This is a genomic window from Paraburkholderia sp. BCC1884, from assembly GCF_900996225.1.
In the GTDB taxonomy this organism is placed as follows: domain Bacteria; phylum Pseudomonadota; class Gammaproteobacteria; order Burkholderiales; family Burkholderiaceae; genus Paraburkholderia.
In genome coordinates, this window is record NZ_CAAJGL010000090.1 from 456125 (window position 1) to 482742 (window position 26618).

Consider the following 26618-nt stretch of genomic DNA (forward strand, 5'->3'; position numbering starts at 1 on the left):
GCGCACTGCGCAATGACAGGCCGCGGGTGCCAGTTGACGAGGGCAAGCGTACCGCGCTTCGATGACGTCTGTGAATTGGCCGAACGGACGACTCCCGGCGCGCGGCCGGTCGTGGCATCATTTCCCGATCGATGCCTCCGGGAGAGGGTCCAGGCCGTCATGAAACCGTCTGCCTCCGATTCAGACAGCAGCGCGCGCTGTCCACGCTGCGGCAACGCCTTCGATTGCGGCATGCATGCGAAGCCGTTCGAGTGCTGGTGCCGCGAAATGCCGACGCTGCCGGCCGAGCGGCTGGATCCGGCTGGGCGTTGCCTGTGTCCTGAATGTCTCGCCGGGGAGCTTGCGCGGGCGGTGCGGGCGCCACCTGAAGGAGATCGGCGTTGAATTGGTGGCGAGTGAATCGCCAGATGGCGTCCCGCTAACGAATGGCCGACAGCGCCATGTTGCGCCGACACGCCGACACGCATCGACTCATTACCTCGTGCGGTGCCCGTCCGCGAGTTCGCCCAGATCACGCGCTACAGCTTCGAGCACCGGCTCCCATTGGCCGAATTGCGGCTGCCGGTAAAGCTCGGCGCTCGGATACCACGGGCTGTCGCGGCGCGCCAGCAGCCAGACCCAGTGAGGATTGACGTCGAGTAGCACCCAGGTGCGCTGTCCGAGCGCGCCACTCAGATGAGCGGCCGACGTGCAAACCGAAATGACGAGATCTAGCGCGCCGACAAAGGCGGCGGTGTCGTCGAAGCTCGTGAATTCGGCTGTGTAGTCGCTCATCGTTAAGCCCGCGGCTCTTGCGGCCGCCACGTCAGCCGCAGCGCCCGGCTGAAGCGAATAGAAAGCCACATCTCGCATACCGCCGAAGTGCGCCGCATAACGTTCCCAGCCGATCCGCCGAAAGGGATTGCGCTGATGGCCATGGCTGCCGGTCCACGTCAATCCGACCTTGAGCCTCGTCTCGCTGGCCAGCCGCTCCCGCCAGGCTTCGATGGCCGCCGCGTCGGCATGCAAGTAAGGTTGCGCCGCAAAGGGAATGCTCTCCTCTCCCGTGCTGAACAGCAAAGGCAGGCTGAGCAACGGAATCTCGTAGTCGAACGGCGGCAACGATTCAACGCCACCGCCCGCCGAGTAATCGTCGACATGACCGCCGAGGCTGCGTTCGAGCAACGCGCCCATTTGCGGGAACGAGTTCCACGCAAGACGCCCGCCCTCGCAACGAACCCGTTGCGCCAGCATCGGGATATAGCGGCTGAACTGCAGCACGTCGCCCATGCCTTGCTCGCCCCATACGAGCAGCGTCTTGCCCGCAAGCGGTTCGCCATGCCAGGTCGGCGCCGGCATCGCCGGGCGATTGCCGGTCAGCTCCAGCGAGCCCTCCCAGCGCGCTTCATGCGACGGCCAGCCATGTACGTAGTCGCCACGCACCAGTTGCAGCATGGCAAGATTGGAGCGCATGGTCGCGTCCAGCGGCGCCAGCACGCAAGCGGCTTGCGCGGCCTGTTCCGCTTCGCTCCAGCGTTGCGCTTCGCGCAGTGCCAGCGCATAGTTGTTATGCGCCAGCGGGCTATGCGGCGCGCATTTCACGGCCTTGGCGCCGGCTTCCAGTGCACGCTGCAAGTCCATACTCGTGCGGTAGGCGTGAGCGAGATTGGTCCATGCGTCGGCGTCGTCCGGCTGATCGCGGACGGCACTTTCCAGTAAGGCGAGTTGTTCAGCCGGGTCGCCGTTGGTGAGCATCAGTGCTCCGGCGAGGTTGTTGCGCAGCCTCGGCGGAGCAGGATCAATCGCCAGCGCGAGACGGTAAGGCGCAATGGCCTCGGCGTGACGGCCTGCCATCTGCAACACGTAGCCGAGACGAAATAGCGCAGCGGCGCGGTGGGCATCGAGTTGGGCAATAATGGCGGCGAGTTCGATCGCTTCGTCGTGGCGGCGTCGTTCAAGCAAAGCGGTGATGAGCGAGTCGAGCGACACGTCGTCGAGTGGGTGGAGTCGCGCCGCGCTGTCGAAACATTGGGTTTCCGATTCCGCTGTGCCATGGCGCCGGGCTGCGGCGGCATGTCGCAGAACAGTGAGGAAAGCTGAAGAGATGTCAGCTTCGCGATCAAAGGTAGAAGTAGGTGGCATGGTCGATATGCGCGATGCTGTCGCAAAAATACCATGTTAGCGGCGCCAGGCTGCACAGTAAGTCGGACGAGTCCGAACAGGCAAATTAAGTCATGCATCGTATAACCAACACCGGGCGCGTCAACCTCGGTCATCTGTTCTGGCTGCGCAGTCTCGCGATCATCGGTCAGTTGATGACCATCGCGTTCGTGCAGATATTCATCGGCGTGCACCTGCCCCTGCCCGCCATGTTGCTGGTGATCGGCCTCGAAGTGATCTTCAACGGCATCACCTGGTGGCGTGTGTCGCAGCAGCGGCCGGAATCCAACATGGAGTTGTTCGGCCAGATCTGGGTCGATCTGGGCGCGCTCTCCGCTTTGCTGTTTCTCTCCGGCGGCACGACCAATCCGTTCGTTTCGCTGTATCTCCCTTCGCTCGCGATCGCTGCTGCCGTGTTGCCCTGGCGTCTGATGATCTGGCTCGCGGCGTTCGCCGTGGCCTGCTACGCCGTGCTCGGCTTTGACTCCGTCCCGTTGAATCTCGACAATCCCGCCAACCTGTTCGACTACTACCGTGCCGGCATGTGGGTGAACTTCATGGTGAGCGTCGGGCTGATTGCATGGTTCGTTGCACGCATGTCGCGGGCGCTGCGGCTACGTGACGCAGCGCTCGGAGACGCACAGCAGCGCTTGCTTCACGACGAACGGGCGGTCGCGCTAGGGGTGCAGGCCGCAACTGTCGCACACGAAATCGGCACGCCTCTGTCTACAATCGCGATGCTGTCCGAAGAATTGCGCGACGCGGCTCGTACCGACAAGGGACTCGCGCCGTACAGCGCCGATATCGAGTTGCTCGAACAGCAGATGGGCCTGTGTACGTCGGCGCTGGCTCGCTTGCGCAGTCGCGCATCGACGACCACCCGCCGTCAGCGGGTAGGCGAATGGCTCGAATCGTTTGGCGAGCAATGGAGGCTGCGTCATCCGCATGTGAAGTTCGAGCGAATCGGTGCGCCGCCCGCGGAGGTCAGCCTTGACGATACGGTTGCCGTGAGTCAGATTCTGACGATTCTGCTCGACAACGCTGCACGTGCGAGTCGGGATCACGTCACGCTGTCCTGTGCGCTGACGGCGCGCGGCGACCAGATCGCGTTCGAAGTGTGCGATGCGGGCCCCGGCATTCCGGCCACGCTGCGCGGCTCACTCGGTGCGATGCCGGTTGAAAGCACGCAGGGTGGACATGGTGTGGGCCTTTATCTGGCGTTTTCGGCGGCAGCGCGTCTGAATGGATCGATCGAACTGACCGACGCCAGCACGATCAAGCCGCGCGGCACACGTGCAGTGCTGAAATTGCCGCTGTCCGGGCGCAAATTTTCCGGCGCGGGCCGTCAAGGCACCGCACCATCCAATACGGAGAAACAGGCATGAGCGACATGAATTTTCTGGTGATCGACGACGATGAGGTGTTCTCCGGCATCCTCGCCCGTGGCTTGACCCGGCGCGGTTATACCGTGAGCGAAGCACATAACGCTGACGAAGCCATCAAGCTCGCGAACCAGCAAAAGTTCAGCCAGATCACGGTGGATCTGCATCTCGGCAGCGACTCCGGCCTCACGCTCGTCGCGCCTTTGCGCGATCTGCAACCCGACGCGCGCATGCTGGTGCTGACCGGTTACGCGAGCATCGCCACCGCCGTGCAGGCGGTGAAAGACGGCGCCGACAATTACCTGGCCAAGCCCGCTAACGTCGAGACGATTCTGTCCGCGTTGCAAAGCGAGGCGAGCGCGTTGCAAGCCGATGCGGCGATCGAGCATCCCACGCCCTTGTCGGTTGCGCGCCTCGAGTGGGAGCATATTCAACGCGTGCTCGCTGAGCACGGCGGCAATATTTCGGCGACGGCGCGGGCGTTGAACATGCATCGTCGAACGCTGCAGCGCAAGCTGGCGAAGCGGCCAGTCAAACAGTAAGCGCGAAGGAAAAAGAAAACGGGCTGCCTTATAAAGGGCAGCCCGTTTTTTACGCCTGAGATTCGATCTGCGTCAGGCCAGATTCATCACAGCACGTAGCGCGACAGATCCTCGTCTTCCGCGACTTCGTTCAATGCGCGATCGACATACGCCGCATCGATCTGCACCGTGCGGCCCGAATGATTGCCGGCCGCGAACGAGACTTCTTCGAGCAGCTTTTCGATCACCGTGTACAGACGGCGCGCACCGATGTTCTCGGTCTTCTCGTTCACCGAATACGCGATCTCGGCGAGACGACGAATGCCGTCCGGTGCGAATTCCAGATGCACGTCTTCCGTGGCGAGCAGCGCCTGATATTGCTTGACGAGGCTGGCATCGGTCGAGACCAGGATCGATTCGAAGTCGTTCACCGAAAGTGAGTCCAGTTCGACGCGAATCGGGAAGCGGCCTTGCAGTTCCGGAATCAGATCGCTCGGCTTGGCCAGATGAAACGCGCCACTCGCGATGAACAGGATGTGGTCGGTCTTCACCATGCCGTACTTGGTGTTGATCGTGGTGCCTTCGACGAGCGGCAGCAGATCGCGCTGCACACCCTGACGTGACACCTCGCCACCACCGGCTTCATTGCGCGACGCGATCTTGTCGATCTCGTCGAGGAACACGATGCCGTTCTGCTCGACGTTCTGCACGGCCTTGGCTTTGACCTCTTCGTCGTTCAGCATCTTGCCGGCTTCTTCGTCGGTGAGAACCTTTAGCGCTTCCTTTACCTTCAGCTTGCGGCGCGTTTTCTTGCCGCCGCCGATATTCGCGAACATCGAACGGATCTGCTCGGTCATGTCTTCCATGCCCGGCGGCCCCATGATGTCCATGCCGGCTTGCGGCTGTTCGACGTCGAGTTCGATTTCCTTGTCGTCGAGCAAGCCTTCGCGCAGACGCTTGCGGAATGTGTGGCGCGTGGTGCTGCCTTCGTCGACGGTGTCAGCCGCGCTCGAACTTGCGCCGAATCCTACTGGGCGCGCGCTCGGCAAAAGAATGTCGAGGATGCGGTCTTCGGCCTGGTCTTCAGCCTTGGTCCGCACTTTGCGCATTTCCGTTTCGCGCGTCTGTTTGACCGAGATTTCGATCAGGTCGCGCACGATGCTGTCCACGTCGCGGCCCACGTAGCCGACTTCGGTAAACTTGGTCGCTTCGATTTTGATGAATGGCGCATCCGCGAGTTTTGCCAGACGCCGCGCGATCTCGGTTTTGCCGACGCCGGTCGGTCCGATCATCAGAATGTTCTTGGGCGTGATTTCCTGACGCAGCGGGTCTTCGACCTGCTGGCGCCGCCAGCGATTGCGCAGCGCCACGGCAACCGCTTTCTTCGCACGGCCTTGGCCGATGATGTGTTTGTCGAGTTCCGAGACGATCTCGGCAGGGGTCATGGTGCTCATCGTGGGTCCTTACTCGATCGTCTCGATGACGCGGTTGTGGTTCGTGTAGATACACATGTCGCCGGCAATTTCCAGCGACTTCTCCACGATTTCGCGGGGTGACATGTCGGTGTTCTGGGCCAGCGCGATCGCAGCAGCCTGCGCGTACGAGCCGCCTGAACCGATTGCGCAGATGCCGCCTTCCGGGTCGAGCACGTCGCCGTTACCGGTGATGACGAGGGTCGTGGTGGCGTCAGCTGCGATCAGCATGGCTTCGAGCCGGCGCAGCATGCGGTCGGTGCGCCAGTCTTTGGCGAGTTCGACGGCCGCGCGCGTGAGATTGCCCTGGTGTTTTTCCAGCTTCGCTTCGAAGCGGTCGAGCAGCGAGAAGGCGTCGGCCGTGCCGCCGGCGAAGCCGACCAGCACCTTGCCGTTATAGATGCGCCGGACTTTCTTCGCACCGCCTTTCATGACGATGTTGCCCAGCGTCACCTGGCCGTCGCCGCCGAGCGCGACCTTGTCGCCGCGGCGCACGGAGACGATCGTCGTGCCGTGAAATTGCTCCATATGCGTTCCTCTTTGCAAAACGGGTAGGACGCGGCAGCACACTGCGCTACCGCATGAATCCTGAAAGCGGACGGCGCGCGACGCTCAAACCGAAATGGCCAGCGCGCGCTCGTACTGCGCATGTCCGGTTTATTTTAGGGCGTGCGCGGTCATATCAAGAGCCGGCAAAAGGCATAGGACAAAAAACACGGGATTCGAGGCGGCGCGCAGAAAGGTGAAAGAAGGGAAAAAGCGCCGTACAAAAGAAAAAAGGCGCACGGATCACCGTGCGCCTCTCAACGAAGCAGCCTAACGGGCGCGGAGCCGAAGCCGCGCCGCGGGTGTTCAGTCGCCGAACAGCTTCTGGCGCAGTTCGCGGCGTTCCTGCGCTTCGAGCGACAGGGTGGCCGTGGGCCGTGCGAGCAGACGCGGAATGCCGATCGGCTCGCCGGTTTCTTCGCACCAGCCGTAATCGCCGGAATCGATGCGCGCGATCGATTGCTGAACCTTCTTCAGCAGCTTGCGTTCGCGGTCGCGCGTGCGCAGTTCGAGCGCATGCTCTTCCTCGATCGTTGCACGGTCGGCCGGGTCCGGCACGATTACAGTTTCGCGCAGGTTCTCGGTCGTCTGGCCGGCATTGCGGAGAATGTCCGCTTGCAGCTGTTCGAGCTTGTTCTTGAAGAAGGCGAGCTGATCCGCATTCATGTAATCCTTGTCGCTCATCTTCAGGATTTCGGCTTCAGTCAAGAGTCGTTTCGTCGTCATCTGGCTTACTTCTTCAATGTGAGGCAAAACTCTTACATAGTGCCCGCACTTTCGTATTGCCCGCAAAGGCGCCTTGAAGGCGCGAAGCGCAAGGCAGGCACGGACGGTGGACTGTCGTGACGCCGAAGCGCCTGGCGCCCACACGCCGGGCGTCGCAACGCCAATGCGGGGCCGAACTCCTCTGGAAACCGAATCCCAAATGCTCCTGAGGCATTGCTTGCCGGTTGCGTGCTTTTCAGGCAAAGCCAACCGGCATTCTCGGCGTATTGTCCGGACAAGATTTTCCGGCGCCGTGTCAGGCCCGGCGCGGGATACGCGCTGACCGGGCAATTCGTTGTCATTCTCCAGTGGGCACGTATTGTAACTGAATCACAATCCGCCACCGCAACTAGTAAAAATCCCCCTGCGGCGCGCCGATATCCCGAAAATATAACGCGCGCACGACCAAAAAGCGATGGTCGTGCACGCTTTAATACAGCAGGGTTTTCACGCGCTTTTCACACGCACGACATTTCACCCAGCTTTCGGCAGTGATCCGCGCGTATTCAGCAGACAATTACCGATTCACGCTGAGCGAACGGCGTGCGATTTTAAGCGCTGCAGCATGACGCGTGCCGCAGCCACCGTAATGGGTGAAAACGGCACGGCAGGGTGGCGGCGCGCTCAAGCAAGGCAGGCGTCGAGACCGTCAGTGATCAGGTCTTGCGGCAGTTCGATGCCGATGAACACCATCTTGTTGGTCTTCTTCTCGATCGGCTGCCATTTCGCGGCCAGATCGCTGCCCATCATCTGATGCACGCCCTGGAACACGACTTTGCGATCGACGCCCTTCATGTACAGCACGCCCTTGTAGCGCAGCAGGCGTTCGCCGTAAATCTGCAGGATGCCGCCCAAGAAGTCTTCCAGCTTGTTCGGATCGAACGGGCGATCGTTGCGGTAGACGAACGACTTGATCTTGTCGTCGTGGTGCGCGTGGTGGTGGTGCGCGTGATCGTGGCCTTCGTGATCGCACTTGCCGTGGTCGTGATCGCAATCGGCGTGGTCGTGATCCGCGTGGGTGTGGCCGTGCTCGTCGTGGGCGTGAGCGTGGCTGTGCGCGTGTTCGTCTTCAGCGAGGAAGTCGGGATCGATTTCGAGCTTCGAATTCAGATTGAAGCCGCGCAGATCGAAGATTTCCTTGATGTCCGCTTCGCCGAAATTGACGACCTTGATCGCCGCGCGCGGGTTCATGTGCAGCAAGCGGTGGCGTAGCGCGTCCATGTGCTTGTCGTCGACCAGATCGGCCTTGGTGATGAACAGGCGGTCGGCGAAACCGACCTGGCGCTGCACCACTTCGTGCTCGTCCAACTGGTGATTGACGTGCTTCGCGTCGATCAGCGTGATGATCGCGTCGAGCAGGAATTCGTTGGCGATCTGGTCGTCCATGAAGAACGTTTGCGCGACGGGGCCCGGATTTGCGAGGCCGGTCGTTTCGATCACGACGTGGTCGAAATCCAGCGTGCCCGATTGTTTCTGCGCGGCCAGATCGGACAGCACGCGCGACAGGTCGCCGCGAATCGTGCAGCAGATACAACCGTTGCTCATCTGGATGATCTGCTCGGTCGTGTCCTGCACGAGAATTTCGTTGTCGATGTTCTCTTCACCGAACTCGTTCTCGATCACGGCGATCTTCATGCCGTGCTTTTCATTCAGGATGCGCTTGAGCAGGGTGGTTTTGCCGCTGCCGAGAAAGCCGGTCAGGATGGTGACTGGGATCATGTGGGTCGCCTGTATGTTCGTGAAACGTGCGTAATCGAAGCGCTAAATCGGGCGCGGCAGCCGGATGGCGCACAGCCCGGCGTAGCCGGTTATTGAATCATATCTGTCGAGCCGTTGCTGGCGAACGGCTCGAGCCCGTCTTCGCCCGTACCGCCGACGCGCGAAATAACCCTCAATCTATGGGCGATCAGGCGATTTGCAACAGCAGGCCCTTCAGGTATTCGCCTTCCGGGAAAGCGGTCAGCAACGGGTGATCCACCCCGGCGCCGAGGCGCTTGAGAATCCGCGCATCCACGCGGGCGTCGGCGGCTGCGCTGGAAACGATCTTCTGGAACAGTTCGGAGTCGATCGCGCCGGAACACGAGTAGGTGAACAGCAGGCCGCCCGGGCGCAGCAGCTTCAGGCCGGTCAGATTGATGTCCTTGTAGGCGCGCGAAGCCCGGTCCACGTGTTCTTTCGACGGCGCAAACTTCGGCGGATCGAGCACCACCAGGTCGAAGCGCTCGCCGTCGTCGTACAGGCGACGCAGGGTTTTGAACGCATCGGCGTCGAGCCAGCTGGCGAGTTCGGCATCGAAACCATTGGCCGCCACATTCTGCTGGGCGATGGCCAGCGCATCGCCGGACGAATCGATCGACACCACGCGTTTTGCGCCGCCTTTCAGCGCCGCCAGCGAAAAGCCGCCGGTGTAGCAGAAGCAGTTCAGCACCTCGCGGTCCTGCGCGAGCTGCTGCACCAGCAGTCGGTTGTCGCGTTGATCGACGTAGAAGCCGGTTTTGTGACCGTTGAGCACGTCGACGTGATAGCGGACGCCGTTTTCGCTGGCGATCAGTGCTTCTGACGGCGCTTCGCCCGCCAATACGCCAACGGTCTGCTCGAGCCCTTCCTTCTGGCGGATCGACACGTCCGAGCGTTCGTAGACGTTCGGGCAGCCGGTCGCGTCGACCAGCGCGGCGACGATCGCTTCTTTCCACGCCTCGACGCCCGCCGCCATGAACTGGCAGACGACCTGGCTGCGCTGACCTTCATCCTCGGCGACGTAGTAGTCGACGATCAGGCCGGGCAGGCCGTCCGCTTCGCCGAAAATCAGCCGCACTGCGCCGGTGTCGTGGACCATCGTTTGGCGATGCGCGAGCGCGCGCTGCACGCGGCGCTTGAAGAACGCGTGATCGATCGGCTCGCTTTCATCGAAGCTCCACACGCGCGCACGGATCTGCGAATGCGGGCTGTAAGCGGCGCGTGCGAGGAACCGGCCGTCGTGCGCGCGCACCAGCACGGTCGCGCCGGGAGCCGGATTACCGTCGATGCGGTCGATCGCGTTGGCGTAGACCCACGGATGGCGGCGCAGCAGCGATTTTTCTTTCGACGGTTTGAGCGTAACGATATTCATCTGGGTGTCTGGAAAGCTTTGGGCCGCGCGGCAAGACGCGCGCGGCGGGTGAAGCGGAACCGGAGACTGCGAGCCGCCGGACAGGCGGCGTCAGTCGCGTTTTTTGGCGCGCGGATGCGCCTGATCGTAGACCTGCGCGAGATGCTGGAAATCGAGCGCGGTATAAACCTGCGTGGCGGTGATGCTGGCATGGCCGAGCAATTCCTGCACGGCGCGCAGATCGCCGCTCGATTGCAGCACATGCGTGGCGAACGAATGCCGCAACACGTGCGGATGCACGTTGGCGGGAATGCCGGCCGCGAGCGCCGCCCGCTTCACGCGATCCCGCACCACGTTCGGCGAGAGGCGATTGCCGCGCGACGACAGAAAGAGCGGATGTGGATCGTGTTTCACCATCTGGTCGCGTACCGCGAGCCAAGCGTTCAGCGCCGTCAGCGCCTTGCTGCCGACCGGTACGATGCGGCGCCGGTTGCCCTTGCCGAGCACTTCGACTTCGGCGGAATCCAGCTTGAGCCAGCCGGCGGAGCGATAGCCGTCGGCATCGGCGAAACGGGCGTCCAAGCCGACCAACTCCGACAAACGCAGCCCCGACGAGTAGAACAACTCCAGCATCGCGTGATCGCGCAAACCTTCGAGCGACGCTGGCGGCGGGCTGTCCATCAGGCGTGTGGCGTCGTCCACGGAGAGCGCCTTGGGCAGCGGCTTGGCCTGCTTCGGCGCACGCACGGTGGCGACCGGATTAGCCGGCAGGTCGACGCGGCCGGCCAGCCAACGGTAAAACGCCCGCCACGCCGACAAGCGATGGCTGATCGAACGCGCCGTCAGACCACCCGCATGCGCGCGCGAGACGGCGCCGCGAATGTCGACGGCAGTCAGGCTTTGCAGCGGCCGGCCCTTGGCCAGCAAGCGGAGTTGTTCCAGTTCATGCGTGTAGCCGCGCAGCGTATGCGCCGACAGCCGACGCTCGTGTTCGAGATTCGACAGGTACGCGGGAATCGGGTCGGCTTCGGTCACGATCGCTCGGTGGGCGGCTGGTGCGGCGTAATCGCTGCGTCGCGCGCGGTTCAGCGCGGCAGCAGGCGGCTCAGCGCGGCGCTGGCCAGCGCGCCGATCTGCGTGAGGAAATCGGTGGCCATGCCGTCATGGAAGCGGCGCGCGTCGGCCGAGCCCATCACCAGCAGACCGAACGCGGACGCTTCTTCCTTGCCCTCGGGATCGCGCAACGCGAGCAAGGCGATCGATTCAGTCACATGCGCCGATTCGCCTGACGCCGCGCCGTCCTCGCTCGCTGCCGCCGGAATCAGCCATTGCGCGGCCTCGAAGCCGGTGTTCGCGCCGCAATACGGTGCGGTCAGGCTGTTGGCGAAGATCCGCACTTCCTCGCCGACATGGCGCGAGAAGTCGGCCTGAGCGTAGGGCTCGGCGACGTCCCACACGCGCAGCGCGGCTTGCGGCACGTCGAAAATCTCGAGCAGGCCGCCCGCGATCGTGCGCGGCAGCGCATACGCATCGCGCTCGGCCAGGACACGAATAGTCCAGCGATTGAATTTCGAGGCGATGCTGTCGTTCTCGTGACCGTAGCGCAGCAGTTCGGCCAGACGGCGTTCGAGGATCTTGTTCTTGTCGCGCAGCATTTCCATCTGCCGTTCCTGCAGCGACACCGCGGCTTTGCCGTGCGGATTGGCGAGCCGGATGGTCGCGAGCATTTCCGCGTGTTCGGCGAAGAATTCAGGATTGGCGAGCAGGTATTCGGCGACTTCGCGATCGTTCATGGTTTCGGCTAAAGGACTACGGGGCGACGCCTTTGGGCGGCGCATCGGTCAATGAGTTTAAGCGTTCGATCAAGTGGCCCAAGTGCGGCCAGTAGATCGGCCAATCAGTCGGCCAGTTCGATCTCGCCTTCGAAGACGGTTGCCGCGGGGCCGGCCATCAGCAGCGGCTCGTTTTCCTGCGTACTGTCCCACGAGATTGTCAGCTTGCCGCCATGCGTGTGCACCAGCACCGGCGTGTCCAGCAGTCCGCGCCGGATGCCGGCCGCCACGGCGGCGCATGCGCCCGTGCCGCACGCCAGGGTTTCACCGGCGCCTCGTTCGTAGACGCGCAGCTTGATCTCGCTGCGCCCGACGATCTGCATGAAGCCCGCGTTCACCCGCTGCGGAAAACGCGCGTGGCGTTCGATCACCGGGCCTTCCACCAGCACCGGGAACGCTTCGACGTCGTCGACCACCTGCACGGCGTGCGGATTGCCCATCGACACCACCGAAATCCACCGGGTCGTGCCGTTCACGTCCAGCGGCCACAGCGTATCGGCGCCTTCGCGGCGCCCTTCGAGCCCTTTGGTGGCGAATGGCACGCGAGCCGGGTCGAACACCGGCGCGCCCATGTCGACCAGCACTTCACCGTTGTCCTGCATGGTCAGCGTGATGGTGCCGTTTTGCACTTGCACGCGCACGCTGCGCTGATCGGTCAGGCCGCGATCGCGCACGAATTTCACGAAGCAGCGCGCGCCGTTGCCGCAATGCTCGACCTCGCCACCGTCGCAATTGAAGATGCGATATCTGAAATCGACACCATCCACGGTGGGCTTCTCGACCAGCAGCAACTGGTCCGCGCCGACGCCGAAATGCCGGTCGGCGAGCGCGCGCACCTGCGCCGGCGTCAGGTTGACCGGTTGGGTGTAGCCGTCGAGCACGACAAAGTCGTTGCCCGCGCCGTGCATTTTGGTGAATTTCAGGTTCATCGCGCTATTGTAAGTGACGCGCCCCCGGCTGAGCCGGTGGCGCAATATTTTGGCGTTCGACTCTCTCTGGCAGGCCGCGCGCGAGGGCCGCTCAATACACGCTCGGCTCGCCCGGCGGCCGGGTCTTGAAGCGCTTGTGGACCCAGTAGTACTGCTCGGGCATCAGCAGAATCTTCTCTTCGAGGAAGGCGTTCATCCGCCGCGCGTCTGCTTCGTCGTCGCCGGTTGGGTAGTTCTCCCACGGCTTGAACACCTTCAGACGGTAACCCTTGTAGTTCGGCAGCACTTCGCCGATGAACGGCAGTACCTGCGCGTGGCCGACCTTGGCCAGACGGCCCACGGCGGTCAGCGTGCAGGTTGGCACGCCGAAAAAGGGCACGAAAGTGGAGTTGCGCGCGCCATAGTCCATGTCCGCGCCGAGCATGACCGGCTTGCGATCGCGTAGCCAGCGCAGCACCACGCGCGCGCTGTCGGCGCGGCTCGCCATGTCGGCGCCGAAGCGGGAGCGCGCGCTTTTGGCGACTTCCTCGAGTTCGGGGTTCGACATCGGCTGATACAGCGAGCCGCATTGGCGCCTGAGCGAGTAGTTGATGAAGATCGATCCGGCTTCGATACCGACGAAGTGAAAGCCGAGCAGCAGCGTAGGCGGCATGTCCGGATCTAACAGATCGACCTCGCTGTCGACCTCGATCAGCTTCTCGAGCTTCTTCGCGGAGCCGAACCACTGGACGCTGCGCTCCAGGTAGCTGCGGATAGCATGCCGGAAGTGCCGCTGGGCAACATCTTCGCGACGTTCGTCGCTCCATTCGGGGAAGCACAGTTTCAGGTTGATATGGACAATGCGCTTACGCCCACTGGGCAGCTGATAAAGCAACCAGCCAAGGCCGTCGCCAAGACGGGCGACGAAGCCGTAGGGCAGCAGCGCGAATAATTTCAGCAGCGCGATGGCAAGTTTGGTGGCGTAACGGCTCAGCATGCCATCCCCTTAAAAGATGCGCGGCGCGAGGCTGCTTTAAGGAAAGCGGAAAAGTTGACGTAATACCGCACTCGTGGACACTCTGTGACAATCTTAGGAAGTCGCTATAATAAGGGCTTCGCCGAGTTAATAGACAACTTGCGGGGCGAAGCTGGCAGGCGCAATCCACGCGATATGCGCCCGTTGGCAAGGTAAACCGCTAAAGCGTCGCCGCTTCAGGGCTCCCGGAGCTGGCTACGTGAAACTCACCGTAACCACATCAAAGGAGTCTGCAACGTGGCAAACGACTATCTCTTCACTTCCGAATCCGTCTCCGAAGGCCATCCCGACAAAGTCGCGGATCAGATTTCGGACGCTATCCTCGACGCCATCCTCGAGCAGGACAAGTACTCGCGAGTCGCAGCTGAAACGCTGTGCAACACGGGTCTGGTCGTGCTGGCCGGTGAAATCACCACCACCGCGAACGTCGATTACATTCAGGTCGCGCGCAATACGATCAAGCGCATCGGCTACGACAACACCGACTACGGCATCGACTACCGCGGCTGCGCGGTGCTCGTCGCGTACGACAAGCAATCGCCGGACATCGCTCAAGGCGTGGACCGCGCGCACGACAACAACCTCGACCAAGGCGCTGGCGACCAGGGCCTGATGTTCGGTTACGCGTGCCAGGAAACGCCGGAACTGATGCCGCTGCCGATTCACCTGTCGCACCGTCTGGTCGAGCGTCAGGCCAATCTGCGCCGCGATGGCCGTCTGCCCTGGCTGCGTCCGGATGCAAAGTCGCAAGTCACCGTGCGTTACGTCGACGGCAAGCCGCACGCGATCGACACGGTCGTGCTGTCCACGCAGCATTCGCCGGACATCGATCTCGAGACGCTGCGCGAAGCGGTGATCGAAGAAGTCATCAAGCCGACCCTGCCGGCCGACCTGATCAAGGGCGATATCAAGTTCCTGGTGAACCCGACCGGCCGTTTCGTGATCGGTGGCCCGCAAGGCGATTGCGGTTTGACCGGCCGCAAGATCATCGTCGATACGTACGGCGGCGCGGCACCGCACGGCGGCGGCGCGTTCTCGGGCAAGGATCCGTCGAAGGTGGACCGTTCGGCGGCTTATGCCGGCCGTTACGTCGCCAAGAACATCGTCGCGGCAGGTTTGGCCGAGCGCTGCCTGATCCAGGTGTCGTACGCAATCGGCGTGGCACAGCCGACGTCGGTCATGGTCAACACGTTCGGCACGGGCCGCGTGTCGGATGCGACCATCACGCGTCTGGTGCAGGAGCATTTCGACCTGCGTCCGAAGGGCATCATCCAGATGCTCGACCTGCTGCGTCCGATCTACGAGAAGAGCGCTGCATACGGTCACTTCGGCCGCGAAGAGCCGGAATTCACGTGGGAAGCCACGGACAAGGCTCTGGCACTCGCCGAAGCCGCCGGCACGGAACCGGTTGCTGCGTTGGCAGAATAAGCCCGCGTAGTCCGCTAAAGCTTTAGCAAAAAACCCCGCCGGCGCAAGCCGGGCGGGGTTTTTTTATGGGCCTGGCGTTAGACGTCGCTTAACGGCCGGCGAACGCGAACGCAAAAGCGAACCAGCCAGTGCTGCCGTTCGTCGACATGCGACGCGGACGGCGGCTCGTATTCTGCGGCGCGGCGACCGGTGCGCGCTGAGCGGCGTTCAAACGCAGCGGCGTCGGCTTACGCAATAGTGTGCGCAACGAGAAGCGGCGCGAACCATGCAGACGCAAAGCGGAGAAAAACGTATGGAACCAGGTGCGAATGCCGTCGACGGCTTTGGCATCGCGCCATTGTTCGCCCATGGCGCGCGTGCGCGTGGCGTGGTGACGCAGGGCGCGCACGACATGGCGGCGCGCGGGACGCGCCGCTTTCAGCGCGGCGCGGGTAAGACGGGTGCTCAGAAGAGTATGCATGGCTTCACAAGTAGGCAGCGTGTCGCGCGAGGGAATGTGCGCCAATAGCAGCACCAAGTGTGCCAATGGCGAGGTCGCAAAGGACGGCGCGGGAGCCTGTAATTCGTCTGGAAAAAGCATGAACACCGGCGGGGACGGCCTTGGCGGCCTGCGCGCGGCGCAAAAATGCGGGAGGTGCGATCAACATGCGAGCAGGCTACACGTGATTCGTGACGTCAGAAAGTCGGTTTTTACCCTGCGAATACGGGTTTACGGGGTCGATAAGTGGTGCAAGCTATCCGGCCCGCACGCAGGACGCGCGATTATCGTGCGTCCCTGCCCATTGATCGTGCCGCACAATTCAGTATTGCGCATGAAGCCGTGCTCCATGCGACGACTCGGCCGTAGCGGTGAAACTGCGCGCAGCGCGATCGCGCCCGTTTTACAATCGGACACCAGCTAGTCGAAAGTCACGGAACACCATGTCACTTCATTCGAAGAAAGAGCAGATTCACACGTTGCGAGAGCAGGGCTTTGTCGTGGTGCCCGGATTGGTGTCGCCCGAGCGTTGCGTCGAACTGAAACAGATTGCGCAGCGCCAACTGGAAGAAGCGGCCACGCCGATCGAATTCGAAGCGGATCTGAAGTATCCAGGCGCGCCGAGTTCCAGGCATGCGCCCGGCGGTCAGACGGTGAGGCGTTTGCTGGACGCGTATGGGCGTCATCCGGCGTTCGCACAGTGGGCAACCGCGCCTGAGATTCGCGGCTGGATGGAGTTGTACTTCGGTGAAGAGCCGCGCCTATCGCGCGCGCACCACAACTGCATGATGACCAAACATCCGGCCTACGGCAGCTTGACCGGCTGGCATCGCGACGTGCGTTACTGGTCCTTTGAACGCGACGATCTGGTGTCGGTGTGGCTCGCGCTCGGCCCGGAAACGGTCGACAACGGCGCGCTCTGGCTGGTGCCGAAGTCGCACAGCGCCCCTTTTACGTCCGATCGATTCGACGAATCGAAATTTTTTCGCTCGGATCTCGAGGAGAATCAGGCGTGGATTCGCACTGCGGTGTCGCCCGAACTCAAGGCTGGCGACGTGGTGTTCTTCCATTGCAATACGCTGCATTCGGCCGGCAAGAACCTTAGCGATCAGGTGAAGTTTTCGCTGGTCTACACCTACCACGGCGCGAGCAACGTGCCATTACCCGGCACCCGCTCGGCCGCCAAGCCCGAGGTGGCGTTTTAACGTCCGACGCTTCGCTTCACCGTTTGCGTCCCGACAGCGCGATGCCGGTCAGCCCGGCAATCGTCGCGATGACGCCACCCACGATCAGCATGATCGCCTTGTTGGTCGGCGAACCGGTGAAGACGCGCGACACGTCGCTGCTCACCGAGTTGAATGCCTGACCACCGAAGTACAACAGCATGACGCCGCCCACGATCAGCGCGATTGAAATCGCCTTCGCCATCTATCCCTCCACGAGTTTGAGTCGGGCAGAGTGTAGGGGAGCCGTTGGCGATCGTCCATCCCGCATACTGGGCGTCTGCATGCATCGCGTCGATTGGCTAACATAGCGGACTGGCTGCCGACTTACACCGATAAACATACGGCCGCCCGCCTCTTGCAACTGTGATTGCGCAACGCCCGTCATGCGTCGGGCGACCTCACCATCAAGGACACTAGCAATGGCTTACGAAGCAGCTTCAGAACGCTATTCGGACATGCAATACCGCGTCTGCGGCAAGTCGGGTCTCAAACTGCCGGCGCTCTCGCTCGGTCTGTGGCACAACTTCGGCGACACCACGCCGATCTCCACGCAGCGCGACATTCTGCGCACGGCCTTCGACCTGGGCATCACGCACTTCGACCTCGCCAACAACTACGGGCCGCCGTACGGCAGTGCCGAAACCAACTTCGGCCGCCTCTTCAAAGACGACTTCAAACCGTATCGCGACGAACTGCTGATTTCGTCGAAAGCCGGTTGGGACATGTGGCCGGGTCCGTACGGTCAGGGCGGCGGCTCGCGCAAGTACGTACTCGCGAGTCTCGATCAGAGCCTGCAACGCATGGGTCTGGACTACGTCGATATTTTCTATTCGCATCGTTTCGACGCCGACACGCCGCTCGAAGAAACCGCGGGTGCGCTGGCGACGGCCGTGCAACAAGGCAAGGCGCTGTACATCGGCATCTCGTCCTACTCGGCTGCGAAGACGCTCGAAATGGCAAAGCTGCTGGCCGAATACAAGGTGCCGCTGCTGATCCATCAACCGGCGTACAACATGCTCAACCGCTGGATCGAGCACGAATTGCTGGACACGCTGGAGCAGGTCGGCACGGGCAGCATTGCATTCACGCCGCTCGCGCAGGGCCTGCTCACCGGTAAGTATCTGAACGGCGTGCCGGCCGACGCACGCGTCAACAAGCCGGGCGGCGGGTCGCTCAAGCAGGAGCATTTGAGCGCGCAAAACATCGAGCACGTGCGCAAGCTGAACGACATTGCGCAACGTCGCGGACAGAGTCTTGCGCAGATGGCGCTGGCTTGGGCGCTGCGCGATCCGCGCGTGACCTCCGTGCTGATCGGTGCGAGCCGTGCAGACCAGGTGCGCGAAAATGTCGGCGCGTTGAAGAACCTCGCGTTCTCGAAGGACGAACTCGCGGAGATCGATCGTTACGCGACCGAAGGTGGCATCAACTTGTGGGAAAAACCGTCGACCGATCAGGCGATCTGATCGACGCGACCTCAGCCCCGTGAAAACAGGAAGCCGCCCATGAGGCGGCTTCTTTTTTTGCTAGACGAGCGCCGGCAAACCTTCGACCAATACGACGGCGAACAGCACGCCGATCAATGCGCCTAGCACCCGCAGCGCGTTATGCCGCAATTCCGTCTTGCAGGGAAGCGCACCGACGAATAGCGCGCCAGCCAGCGCCATCGGGATCACCAGGATGAAATCGCTGATCGTGAAGTAGGTCGTCATCTTTGTCTCCGTGTGTATTTCAGGCGCGGGCGGCGGCTCGATTTATGGAGTCATGCACCGCTAGCGCTCGATTTGAGTATAGGAGACGGTTAGATCGGCGTGGCGGCGGTTTGCGGCGCCGCAGCGGCTATTCGCAAGCCGCTGAAGCCGGTGTGAAAAGGGCCGCCGCGATTGTCGCGTTGCAACAATTGGGACAAAAAGAGTGAAGCGTTCGCTTACGTCCGCCTTACTTTTTTCGCCTGTTCGATGCGCGATGACTCGTGGCTCACATCGCGGTCTGTTCACGCGCACGTAATCGCATGGCAGCCAGCAAGCCGGTTGCCAGCAACGCGGCCACCAACACCGCGACGCCGCTCCACCCGTAGCCAGCCCAGACGTGACCGCCGTACGAACCCACCACGCTCGAGCCGATGTAGTACGCCAACAGATAGAGCGCGGCGGCCTGGCCTTTCGCTTCCCCGGCGAGGCGTCCGACCCAGCCGCTCGCGACCGAGTGCCCGGCGAAGAAGCCGAACGTCACACACGCGATACCGGCCGCGATCGCGGTCAGTGGATGCAGCAGCGTGAGCGCGAGGCCGAACGCCATCAGCAGCAGGCTGGCGATCAGAACACGCGCGCGGCCGAAGCTATCGGCCATGCGTCCCGACCACGGCGAGGCGACCACGCCCGTCAGATACACGACGAAGATCGCGCCGATCTCCGTCTGACTCAATTGATAGGGCGGCGCGAGCAGGCGATAACCGAGGTAGTTGTATAACGTGACGAAGCTGCCCATCAGCACGAAGCCGAGCAGGAACAGCAAAGGCAGTCCGGGTCGCGTGAATTGCTTGAGCAGCGCGCTGCGATGATGCCTGAAGCCAAGCCCGCGTCGCGGCACGAAATGGCGAGACGGCGGCAGCAAGGCGCGAAACGCGAGCATCGACAGAATCCCGAGCACGCCGATCGTGCCGATCGCCATGCGCCACGAAAACAGATCCGCGACGACGCCCGTGATCACGCGCCCCGCCATCCCGCCGATCGCCGTCCCGCCGACATACAGGCCCATCGCGAGACCCAGGCCTTCGGGGTGCACTTCCTCTGCGAGATACGCCATCGCGACGGCGGGGACGCCGCCTAGCGCGAGACCTTCGAGCGTTCGCAGCACGAGCAGTTCGTGCCAATTCGGGCTGATCGACACACCGATGGTCAGCAAGGCCGACAAGGTGAGCGACAAGGTCATCAGCTTGTGACGGCTCCAGCCTTCCGAGACAAATCCCGCGATGAAAACCGCCAGCGCGAGCGCGGCCGTGGTCAGCGAAAGCGACAGGCTGCTTTGCGCAGGCGTCACGTCGAACGCGGCGGAGAAGGACGGCAACAGGGGCTGCACGCAGTACAGCAGCGAGAAGGTGGCGTAACCCGCGAACAGCAGCGCGATGCTGGCGCGCCAGTAAGCACGCGAGCCGCGTTCGAGGTAGGGAATATCGGGGACGTCAGACACGGGGGATGCGGCGAAAGAGGCAGAGGAAGAAGGAACAGCTGAAGCAGCGGTCCGGCTGGATTCCGGCGGCGCGGTCACGAAAATCTCCTTGAGAAGCGCGAGGTGGCTCAAACGAGTTAAGGATACGCTGAAAAAACGCCGCCAGGTCGGCATGTGTCGTCCTGCAGGACACACTACCCATGCGCGGCGGCCTCGCTGGCAGACGTATCCGGATGCACGATCTGCTCATCGCTGGGCAGCGTCGATGCATCCCAGCCGCCGCCCACCGCCTTGATCAGCGCGACGCTCGCCGCCATCCGCCGACGCGCGATCGAAACAGCGTTGCGCTCGTTGGTGAGCGCCGTGGTTTGCGCGACGACGACGTCCAGATAAGTGATCGCGCCGTTTTTGTAGCGATTCGACACGACCGCGAGCGAGCGCCGAGCGGCGGACACGGCGTCGTCCTGTGCGACGGCTTCCTGTTCCAGCACGCGCAACGCGGCGAGGTTGTCTTCGACTTCGCCGAACGCGTTGAGCACCGTCTGCCGGTATTGCGCGACGCTTTCGTCGTAGTGCGCGCGGGCCTGCTCTTTCACGGAGGCGCGTCCGCCGAAGTCGAGCAGCGTGCCCGCCAGCGTCGGCCCGAGCGACCAGAGCCGGCTCGGCGCCAGCAGCCATTGGCTATAGTTGGTCGCTTCGAGGCCACCGGTTACCGACAGGATCAGGTTCGGGAAGAAGGCCGCCGTTGCCACGCCGATTTGCGCGTTCATATCGGCGACGTGCCGCTCGGCTGCGGCGATGTCGGGGCGTCGTTCGAGCAGCGCCGACGGCACGCCGGCCGATGCCACCACCGGCACGGCAGTAAGCGGGGCGACCGGCAGCGAAAACGTGGAGGGCGTCTGGCCGATCAGGATCGCGATCGCGTGTTCGAGCTGCGCGCGTTGAACGCCGAGATCGAGCGCTTGCGTCTGAGTGGTTTTCAGTTGCGTCTGCGCCTGGGCAACGTCGGCGTCGGTGGCGATGCCGCCCGTGTAGCGATGCTGCGTGAGGTCGAGCGCTTCCTTGTAGGCCTGGATCGTGTCGTCGAGAAGCTGACGCTCCTGATCGATGCCGCGCAGTTCGAAGTAGTCGGTGGCGAGTTCGGCCTGCATCGACAGCAGCGCGGCTTGTACGTCGGCGGCGCTCGCCTGGGCCTCGGCTTTCGCACCTTCGACACTACGCGATACGCGGCCCCATAAGTCGGGTTCCCAGGAGGCGTCGGCTTGCACCAGATAGTCGTTCAGCGTGAGGCCGGCGGTCGATTTGTGCAGCACGTTTTCCGAGCTTCGTGCGCGTGAATAGCCGCCGTTCGCGCTCACCAGTGGGAAGTAGCTCGAGCGATATTGTGCGACGGTCGCGCGTGCCGCGCGAAAGCGGGCTTCGGCGGCGTGGACGTTCTGATTGGATTGCGCCACCTGCTGTTCGAGCGCGTCGAGCGACGGGTCGGCGTAGACGCTCCACCACGCGCCACGCGCGAGCGAGTCGGCGGGCTGTGCGGGAATCCAGCTGGTGCCCTGAAGTTCCTTGTAGGTCGCCGCCGTGGAGGTAGGCGGCTTGACGTAGTCGGGGCCGACGGTGCAAGCGGTGAGCGTGCAAGCCGTGGCGAGCACGAATGTCGAGGCGCGCGACGAGATGCGCACCAGCACCGTCGCGCGACGTGACGTCGGCGCCGTCATGGCGAACTCCCGGCGGCGGTGCTGGCGCCACCCGCCGCAGCACTGGAAGCAGCCGTTGCACCAGAGGCACCCGCGGCACTCGCGTCACCCTGCGCCTTGCGCGGCACGATCCGCACCGGCGCGCCATCGACGATCGAATCCTGCGGGTTCAGAATCACCTGCTCATCGCCCTGCAATCCAGACGCGACCGCTACGCGCGTGCCGAAGTCCGTGCCCAGCGAAACCGGCAGCAGCTTCACCTTACGCTGCGCATCGACGGTCGCGACTTTCACGCCGTCCGGGCGAAACAGAAACGCGTTGCCCGGCAGCGTGAACGGCGCCGCGCCCGTGCCCAACGCGAAATGCACTTGCGCATAAGCGCCCGGCAGCAAATCGCCGTTGCGATTGTCGACATCGACTTCGACCAGCATGGTCCGCTGTTGTTGATCGACGGCGCCTGCCGTGCGCGCCACGGTCCCCGGATAATGTCTGGACGGCATTTCGGTCAGCGTCAAAAACGCGGTCTGCTGCGCCCGCACCTGCAGTGCATAGGCCTGCGGCACGTTCACGTAGACCCGCAGCCGATCCGCCTGCGCGACGTGAAACAGCTCCTTCGCCGGTCCGCCCGAACTGCCCGCGTCGATCAGCGCGCCGACATCGACGTTGCGCGCGGTCACGATGCCGTCGAACGGCGCGTAGACCTTCTGGAACGATTGCGTTTTCTCGAGGCGCGCCACGTTGAAGCGCGCGGCATCGAGCGTGCCTTTCTTCGCGAGCATGTCGCCGACCTTCTCGTCGGTTTCCTGCGTCGAGACCGATTTGCTCTTCAGCATCTCCGTCCAGCGGTCGGCGGTGCTTTTCGCGAGCGCGTAGTTGGCGTCGGCATTGGCGAGATCGGCGCGGGCGGCGCGTAGTTGATCGTCCACTTCGGGCGTGTCGATTTCCGCGAGCAATTGCCCGCTTTTCACGTGTGCGCCGATGTCCGCGTACCACTTCTTCAGATAACCGTTGGTGCGTGCGTAGATCGGCGTGTCGAGAAAGGCCTGCACGTTGCCGGGCAGCACGAGATCGAGCCCGGCTGTCGACTTCTGCGGCCGCACGACTTCCACGCTCGTCTGGCTCGCATGTTCGGCATCGCGTTCGAGCGCCGCGTGCGCGTCATGTCGCGACCAGATGCCTTGCGCCGCGAGTGCAATGACGACGACCGCCACCGCGAGGCCGATCAGGCGTGCACGCCTCGTGCTGGCTGGATCGCGTGCCGCGCCGGAACCGTCTGGACGTTGTCCTTCCATCAAACTTCCCCTGTGAAGAAGCATGGGCAGTCGATGCTGCCTCTTGTGTTGCTCACCGTTGCCGGCGCGCCCGGAATGGTCATCATGGCTGCTGCACCACGTGTTCGGCCGCGCGCCGGCGTCGTGCCGCAAGTCGTCGATAGATCATCGAAAACACTACGGGGACGAAGATCAGCGTGGCCAGCGTGCCGACCGTCAAGCCGCCGATCACCGCGCGTCCGAGCGGCGCATTCTGCTCGCCGCCTTCGCCGAGGCCGATCGCCATCGGCACCATGCCGATCACCATCGCGAGGGCCGTCATCAGGACTGGGCGGAAACGCGTGAAGCCCGCTTCGATCGCGGCGCGCGTCGCGTCGCCGTGTTCGAGTAACTGTTCGCGCGCGAAGCTGATGACGAGAATCGAGTTGGCGGTCGCGATGCCGATACACATGATCGCGCCGGTCAACGCGGGAATCGACAGCGTAGTGTGCGTGAGGAACAACATCCACACGATGCCCGCGAGCGCGCCCGGCAAGGCCGTGATGATGATGAACGGGTCCAGCCACGACTGGAAATTCACCACGATCAGCAAATACACCAGCAGGATCGCGAACACGAGGCCGGCGAACAGGCCCGAGAACGAATCGTTCATGGTCTGCACCTGGCCGCGCACTTCGATGCTCGAGGTCTTGGGCAACTCGCCTTTGGCCTCGTCGATGATCTTGCGGATGTCGTCGGACACGCCGCCGAGATCGCGGCCGTCGGCGGTGCCGTAGATGTCGATGGTGGTCTGCGCGTTGTAGTGATTGAGCGTCGCATTGCCGGCTTCCCGCTTCATGGTCGCGAGCGAGCCGAGAATGTTGCTGCGGCCGTTTGCGTTCAACGGAATGTTGGCGAGCGACTGCAGCGAATCGATCGTATATTGCGGCGCTTCCGTGATGACGTTGTAGCTCACGCCGTTGCGCGGATTGAGCCAGAACGTCGGCGTGGTCTGCTGGCTGCCGGACAGCGTGATCAGCAGATTGCTCGCGATGTCGCGTTGCGAGAAGCCCGCTTGCTGCGCGCGCGTGCGGTCCACGTCGATGAAAATGCGCGGCAGGTCGGCGGGCTGCTGGATGCGCGCGTCGGCGAGGCCGGGCACTTTGCGCAGACGATTCAGCAGATTCGCGGCGAAGACGCGATTGCCCGCCACGTCGCGGCCGACGATCTGAATGTCGATCGGCGACGGCATGCCGAAGTTGAGCGTCTGACTCACGATATCCGCCGGCAGGAAGGCGAACTGCACGCCGGGGAATTCGTCGGTGAGCGTGCGCCGCAGCGTGCGCACGTAGTCGGCGCTCGGGTGGTGATCGGGGTTCAGCGTGATCAGCACATCGGCGTCGGAAGTGCCGATCGTGCCGGTGTTGCTGTACGAGAGATTGATCCCCGACACCGGCAGGCCGATGTTGTCGATGATCGAATGCAGCTCGGCGGGCGGGATCAATTGACGAATCCGCGTATCGACGCGATCGGTCACCACCGCGGTTTCTTCGACCCGCATGCCGGTCTTCGCGCGCAGGTGCAGTGCGATGGTGCCGGCGTCGACGGCTGGGAAGAAGTCGCGGCCGAGGAAGGGCATCAGCAGCATCGACGCGCCACAGCAGACCAGAAACAGCGTCACGAATAAACCTGGCCGCGCAACGCGGGCTTCGAGAAACACCCGGTAGCGATCGCGCAGGCGTGCGAAGCCACCTTCGAATGCGTAGTGCACGCGCATGAACGGATTGCGGGAAGGCGCCGGCGCATGATGCGAATCCACGGCCTTGTGGTGGTGACGCAGCAGGTATTTCGCGAGCGTCGGCACGAGCGTGCGCGAGAAGAAATACGAAGCGAGCATCGCGAACACCACCGCTTCGGCGAGCGGAATGAACAGATAGTGCGCGACGCCGGTGAGCAGAAACATCGGCACGAACACGATGCAGATCGACAGGGTCGACACCAGCGTCGGAATCGCGATCTGATGTGCGCCATCGAGAATCGCCTGCTCCAGCGTCTTGCCTTGCTCCAGTTGATGGCTGATGTTTTCGATCGCCACGGTGGCGTCGTCCACCAGAATCCCGACCGCGAGCGCAAGGCCGCCGAGCGTCATGATGTTGATGGTTTCGCCGAGCAGGGAGAGCGCGATGATCGAGGTGATCATCGACAGCGGAATCGACACGGCGATGATCAGCGTGGCGCGCCAGTTGCCGAGGAACAGCAGAATCATCAGACCGGTCAGGCACGCGGCGATCAGTGCCTCGCGCAACACGCCCTGCACGGAGGCGCGCACGAACAGCGACTGATCGGCCACCGGATCGATATTCAGCGACGCCGGCACGAGATTGCGCAGCGTCGGCATCATGGTCTTGATGCGGTCGACGATCTCCAGCGTGGACGTGTTGCCGCTTTTGTTGATGGTCAGCAAGGCGGCGCGCTGGCCGTTCACGCGCACGATATTGGTTTGCGGCTGGAAACCGTCGCGTACGTGCGCGACGTCGCGGATATAGACGGTGCCGTTGGCGGTGGATTTGATCGGAATATTGTTCAGGCCCGCCAGCGAATCGGGGCTGCCGTTCATTTCCACCGAGTACTCGGTAGAGCCGATTTTCGCCGTGCCGGAAGGCAAGATCAGATTCTGCGCGGTGACTGCGTTCACCACATCCAGCGGCGAGAGATTGCGCTCCTGCAGCTTGCGCGAATCGATATCGACCATGATCTGGCGCTGCTTGCCGCCGTACGGCAGCGGCGCCGAGGCGCCGGGCACGGTGGCGAGCTGGGTCTTCAGGAAGTTATTGCCGAAGTCGAACAACTCCTGCTCGGTGAGCGAGGGCGACGACAGCGCGAGCCGCAGAATCGGCACCGTCGACGCGTTATAACGCAGGATGTTCGGCGGCGTGATGCCCGGCGGCAGCGAACGCAATTGCGTCTGTGACAGCGCCGTGACCTCGGCGAGCGCTTCATCGATATTCGCGTGCGGCTGGAAAAAGATCTTGATGACCGCGATGCCGTTCAGCGAGGTCGATTCCGTGTGCTCGATATCGTTGACCGCCACCGACAGCCCGCGCTCGTAGTTCAACACGATGCGTTTTTCCATTTCGTCGGCGGGCAGGCCGTTATACGACCAGATCACCGAAAGCACCGGAATGTCGATATTCGGGAAGATATCGGTCGGCGTGCGCAGGATCGTCAGCGGGCCGACGATCAGCAGAAGCAGGGCCAGCACGACGAACGTGTAGGGGCGCCGTAGCGCGAGGCGGACAATCCACATGACTAATGCAACCGGTCCAGGGCTGGCCGCGTGACGAGCGCCGCGCGGCCGGCACGATGTGCGCAGCCGCTGGTGCCGCAGAGCGGGTCGTCATGAAGGCGGGCGGCCGTAGCGGCCCTGTTTCGCGGATTGTCCTGACGATGCACGATTTTGATCTCTCCCCCCAGCAGGGTTTATGATGGTCTCGTTACGACGCGTTACGTTCAGCATGATCGGTCCGTCGCGCCGTAATGGGAATAGGGCGAAACGACGGGTGAAGATCCCTTACTTCGCGCTTTCCATGGCCCCACAAAACGGGAACAATGACTTCAACCTCTCACGCGTCTGACGCGCAGCAGATTAGGTGCGCACGCAACGTTATCGGCGAAGCGGCGTTTTTAT

General features: G+C 62.9%; 23 protein-coding genes. 6 read left to right on the forward strand and 17 right to left on the reverse strand.

The genetic code is table 11. The features are described from left to right. The first annotated feature begins 159 nt into the window (after positions 1–159). Positions 160–384 carry a cysteine-rich CWC family protein gene (locus FQ705_RS20905; protein WP_144143944.1) on the forward strand — a complete coding sequence of 75 codons (225 nt, stop codon included), beginning with the start codon at positions 160–162 and terminating at the stop codon, positions 382–384. Positions 385–474: 90 nt separating this feature from the next. On the opposite strand, the gene FQ705_RS20910 is transcribed toward FQ705_RS20905, so the two are convergent. Next, positions 475–2121, reverse strand: a complete 1647-nt coding sequence (locus FQ705_RS20910) for a tetratricopeptide repeat protein (protein ID WP_144143945.1) — start codon at positions 2119–2121, stop codon at positions 475–477. A gap of 92 nt (positions 2122–2213) precedes the next feature. On the opposite strand from FQ705_RS20910, the gene FQ705_RS20915 reads away from it, so the two are divergent. Both FQ705_RS20915 and FQ705_RS20920 read left to right on the forward strand, forming a co-directional pair. Next, positions 2214–3524 carry an ATP-binding protein gene (locus FQ705_RS20915; RefSeq protein ID WP_144143946.1) on the forward strand — a complete coding sequence of 437 codons (1311 nt, stop codon included), beginning with the start codon at positions 2214–2216 and terminating at the stop codon, positions 3522–3524. Continuing rightward, a complete protein-coding gene (locus FQ705_RS20920) occupies positions 3521–4063 on the forward strand; it encodes a response regulator transcription factor (protein ID WP_144143947.1) in 543 nt (180 codons plus the stop codon). The genes FQ705_RS20915 and FQ705_RS20920 overlap by 4 nt, the downstream gene beginning before the upstream one ends. Positions 4064–4149: 86 nt before the next feature. Here FQ705_RS20920 and hslU read toward each other — a convergent pair whose 3' ends face one another. From hslU to FQ705_RS20965, 9 genes are all read right to left on the reverse strand, one after another. Further along, positions 4150–5496, reverse strand: coding sequence for an ATP-dependent protease ATPase subunit HslU (gene hslU / locus FQ705_RS20925; protein WP_144143948.1), 1347 nt, complete (start codon positions 5494–5496; stop codon positions 4150–4152). Between the two features lie 9 nt (positions 5497–5505). Then, positions 5506–6042, reverse strand: a complete 537-nt coding sequence (gene hslV, locus FQ705_RS20930; protein WP_144143949.1) for an ATP-dependent protease subunit HslV — start codon at positions 6040–6042, stop codon at positions 5506–5508. 324 nt (positions 6043–6366) lie between these two features. Beyond that, positions 6367–6786, reverse strand: a complete 420-nt coding sequence (gene dksA / locus FQ705_RS20935) for an RNA polymerase-binding protein DksA (RefSeq protein WP_035554081.1) — start codon at positions 6784–6786, stop codon at positions 6367–6369. 663 nt (positions 6787–7449) lie between these two features. After that, positions 7450–8544, reverse strand: a complete 1095-nt coding sequence (locus FQ705_RS20940) for a CobW family GTP-binding protein (protein ID WP_144143950.1) — start codon at positions 8542–8544, stop codon at positions 7450–7452. Between the two features lie 187 nt (positions 8545–8731). Continuing rightward, entirely contained in the window at positions 8732–9934 is a 1203-nt protein-coding gene (locus FQ705_RS20945; RefSeq protein ID WP_144143951.1) for a class I SAM-dependent rRNA methyltransferase, read from the reverse strand. Between the two features lie 90 nt (positions 9935–10024). Beyond that, complete coding sequence (gene xerC / locus FQ705_RS20950) at positions 10025–10948, reverse strand: tyrosine recombinase XerC (protein WP_144143952.1); 924 nt, start codon at positions 10946–10948, stop codon at positions 10025–10027. A gap of 50 nt (positions 10949–10998) precedes the next feature. Beyond that, the gene (locus FQ705_RS20955) at positions 10999–11706 is read right to left on the reverse strand and encodes a DUF484 family protein (RefSeq protein ID WP_144143953.1); all 708 of its coding nucleotides are present in this window, start codon (positions 11704–11706) and stop codon (positions 10999–11001) included. Between the two features lie 104 nt (positions 11707–11810). Continuing rightward, positions 11811–12674, reverse strand: coding sequence for a diaminopimelate epimerase (dapF, locus tag FQ705_RS20960; RefSeq protein WP_144143954.1), 864 nt, complete (start codon positions 12672–12674; stop codon positions 11811–11813). Positions 12675–12765: 91 nt separating this feature from the next. Next, positions 12766–13650: a lipid A biosynthesis lauroyl acyltransferase gene (locus FQ705_RS20965; RefSeq protein ID WP_144143955.1), complete on the reverse strand. Its 885-nt coding sequence runs from the start codon at positions 13648–13650 to the stop codon at positions 12766–12768. Positions 13651–13926: 276 nt separating this feature from the next. On the opposite strand from FQ705_RS20965, the gene metK reads away from it, so the two are divergent. After that, positions 13927–15117: a methionine adenosyltransferase gene (metK, locus tag FQ705_RS20970; protein ID WP_144143956.1), complete on the forward strand. Its 1191-nt coding sequence runs from the start codon at positions 13927–13929 to the stop codon at positions 15115–15117. An 88-nt stretch (positions 15118–15205) separates the two neighbouring features. Here the strand turns inward: metK and FQ705_RS20975 are convergent, their stop codons facing one another. Next, on the reverse strand, positions 15206–15577 hold the full coding sequence (locus tag FQ705_RS20975) for a hypothetical protein (protein ID WP_144143957.1): 372 nt from the start codon (positions 15575–15577) through the stop codon (positions 15206–15208). A gap of 461 nt (positions 15578–16038) precedes the next feature. Here FQ705_RS20975 and FQ705_RS20980 point away from each other — a divergent pair, with 461 nt between their 5' ends. Next, entirely contained in the window at positions 16039–16800 is a 762-nt protein-coding gene (locus tag FQ705_RS20980) for a phytanoyl-CoA dioxygenase family protein (RefSeq protein WP_144143958.1), read from the forward strand. A gap of 16 nt (positions 16801–16816) precedes the next feature. On the opposite strand, the gene FQ705_RS20985 is transcribed toward FQ705_RS20980, so the two are convergent. Next, positions 16817–17023: a DUF3185 family protein gene (locus FQ705_RS20985; RefSeq protein ID WP_144143959.1), complete on the reverse strand. Its 207-nt coding sequence runs from the start codon at positions 17021–17023 to the stop codon at positions 16817–16819. 217 nt (positions 17024–17240) lie between these two features. Between FQ705_RS20985 and mgrA the strand changes: the two genes are divergently transcribed. After that, positions 17241–18284 (forward strand): L-glyceraldehyde 3-phosphate reductase, encoded by a 1044-nt coding sequence (gene mgrA, locus FQ705_RS20990; RefSeq protein ID WP_144143960.1) that lies wholly within the window; start codon positions 17241–17243, stop codon positions 18282–18284. 60 nt (positions 18285–18344) lie between these two features. Here mgrA and FQ705_RS20995 read toward each other — a convergent pair whose 3' ends face one another. The 5 genes from FQ705_RS20995 to FQ705_RS21015 form a co-directional block, all read right to left on the reverse strand. Then, positions 18345–18530, reverse strand: a complete 186-nt coding sequence (locus tag FQ705_RS20995; RefSeq protein WP_144143961.1) for a hypothetical protein — start codon at positions 18528–18530, stop codon at positions 18345–18347. Positions 18531–18795: 265 nt separating this feature from the next. Further along, entirely contained in the window at positions 18796–20085 is a 1290-nt protein-coding gene (locus FQ705_RS21000; RefSeq protein WP_144143962.1) for an MFS transporter, read from the reverse strand. A 95-nt stretch (positions 20086–20180) separates the two neighbouring features. Further along, a complete protein-coding gene (locus tag FQ705_RS21005; protein WP_144143963.1) occupies positions 20181–21701 on the reverse strand; it encodes an efflux transporter outer membrane subunit in 1521 nt (506 codons plus the stop codon). Then, positions 21698–22972: an efflux RND transporter periplasmic adaptor subunit gene (locus tag FQ705_RS21010; protein ID WP_144143964.1), complete on the reverse strand. Its 1275-nt coding sequence runs from the start codon at positions 22970–22972 to the stop codon at positions 21698–21700. The genes FQ705_RS21005 and FQ705_RS21010 overlap by 4 nt, the downstream gene beginning before the upstream one ends. A gap of 82 nt (positions 22973–23054) precedes the next feature. Beyond that, positions 23055–26237 (reverse strand): efflux RND transporter permease subunit, encoded by a 3183-nt coding sequence (locus FQ705_RS21015; RefSeq protein WP_144143965.1) that lies wholly within the window; start codon positions 26235–26237, stop codon positions 23055–23057. Positions 26238–26618 lie beyond the last annotated feature (381 nt).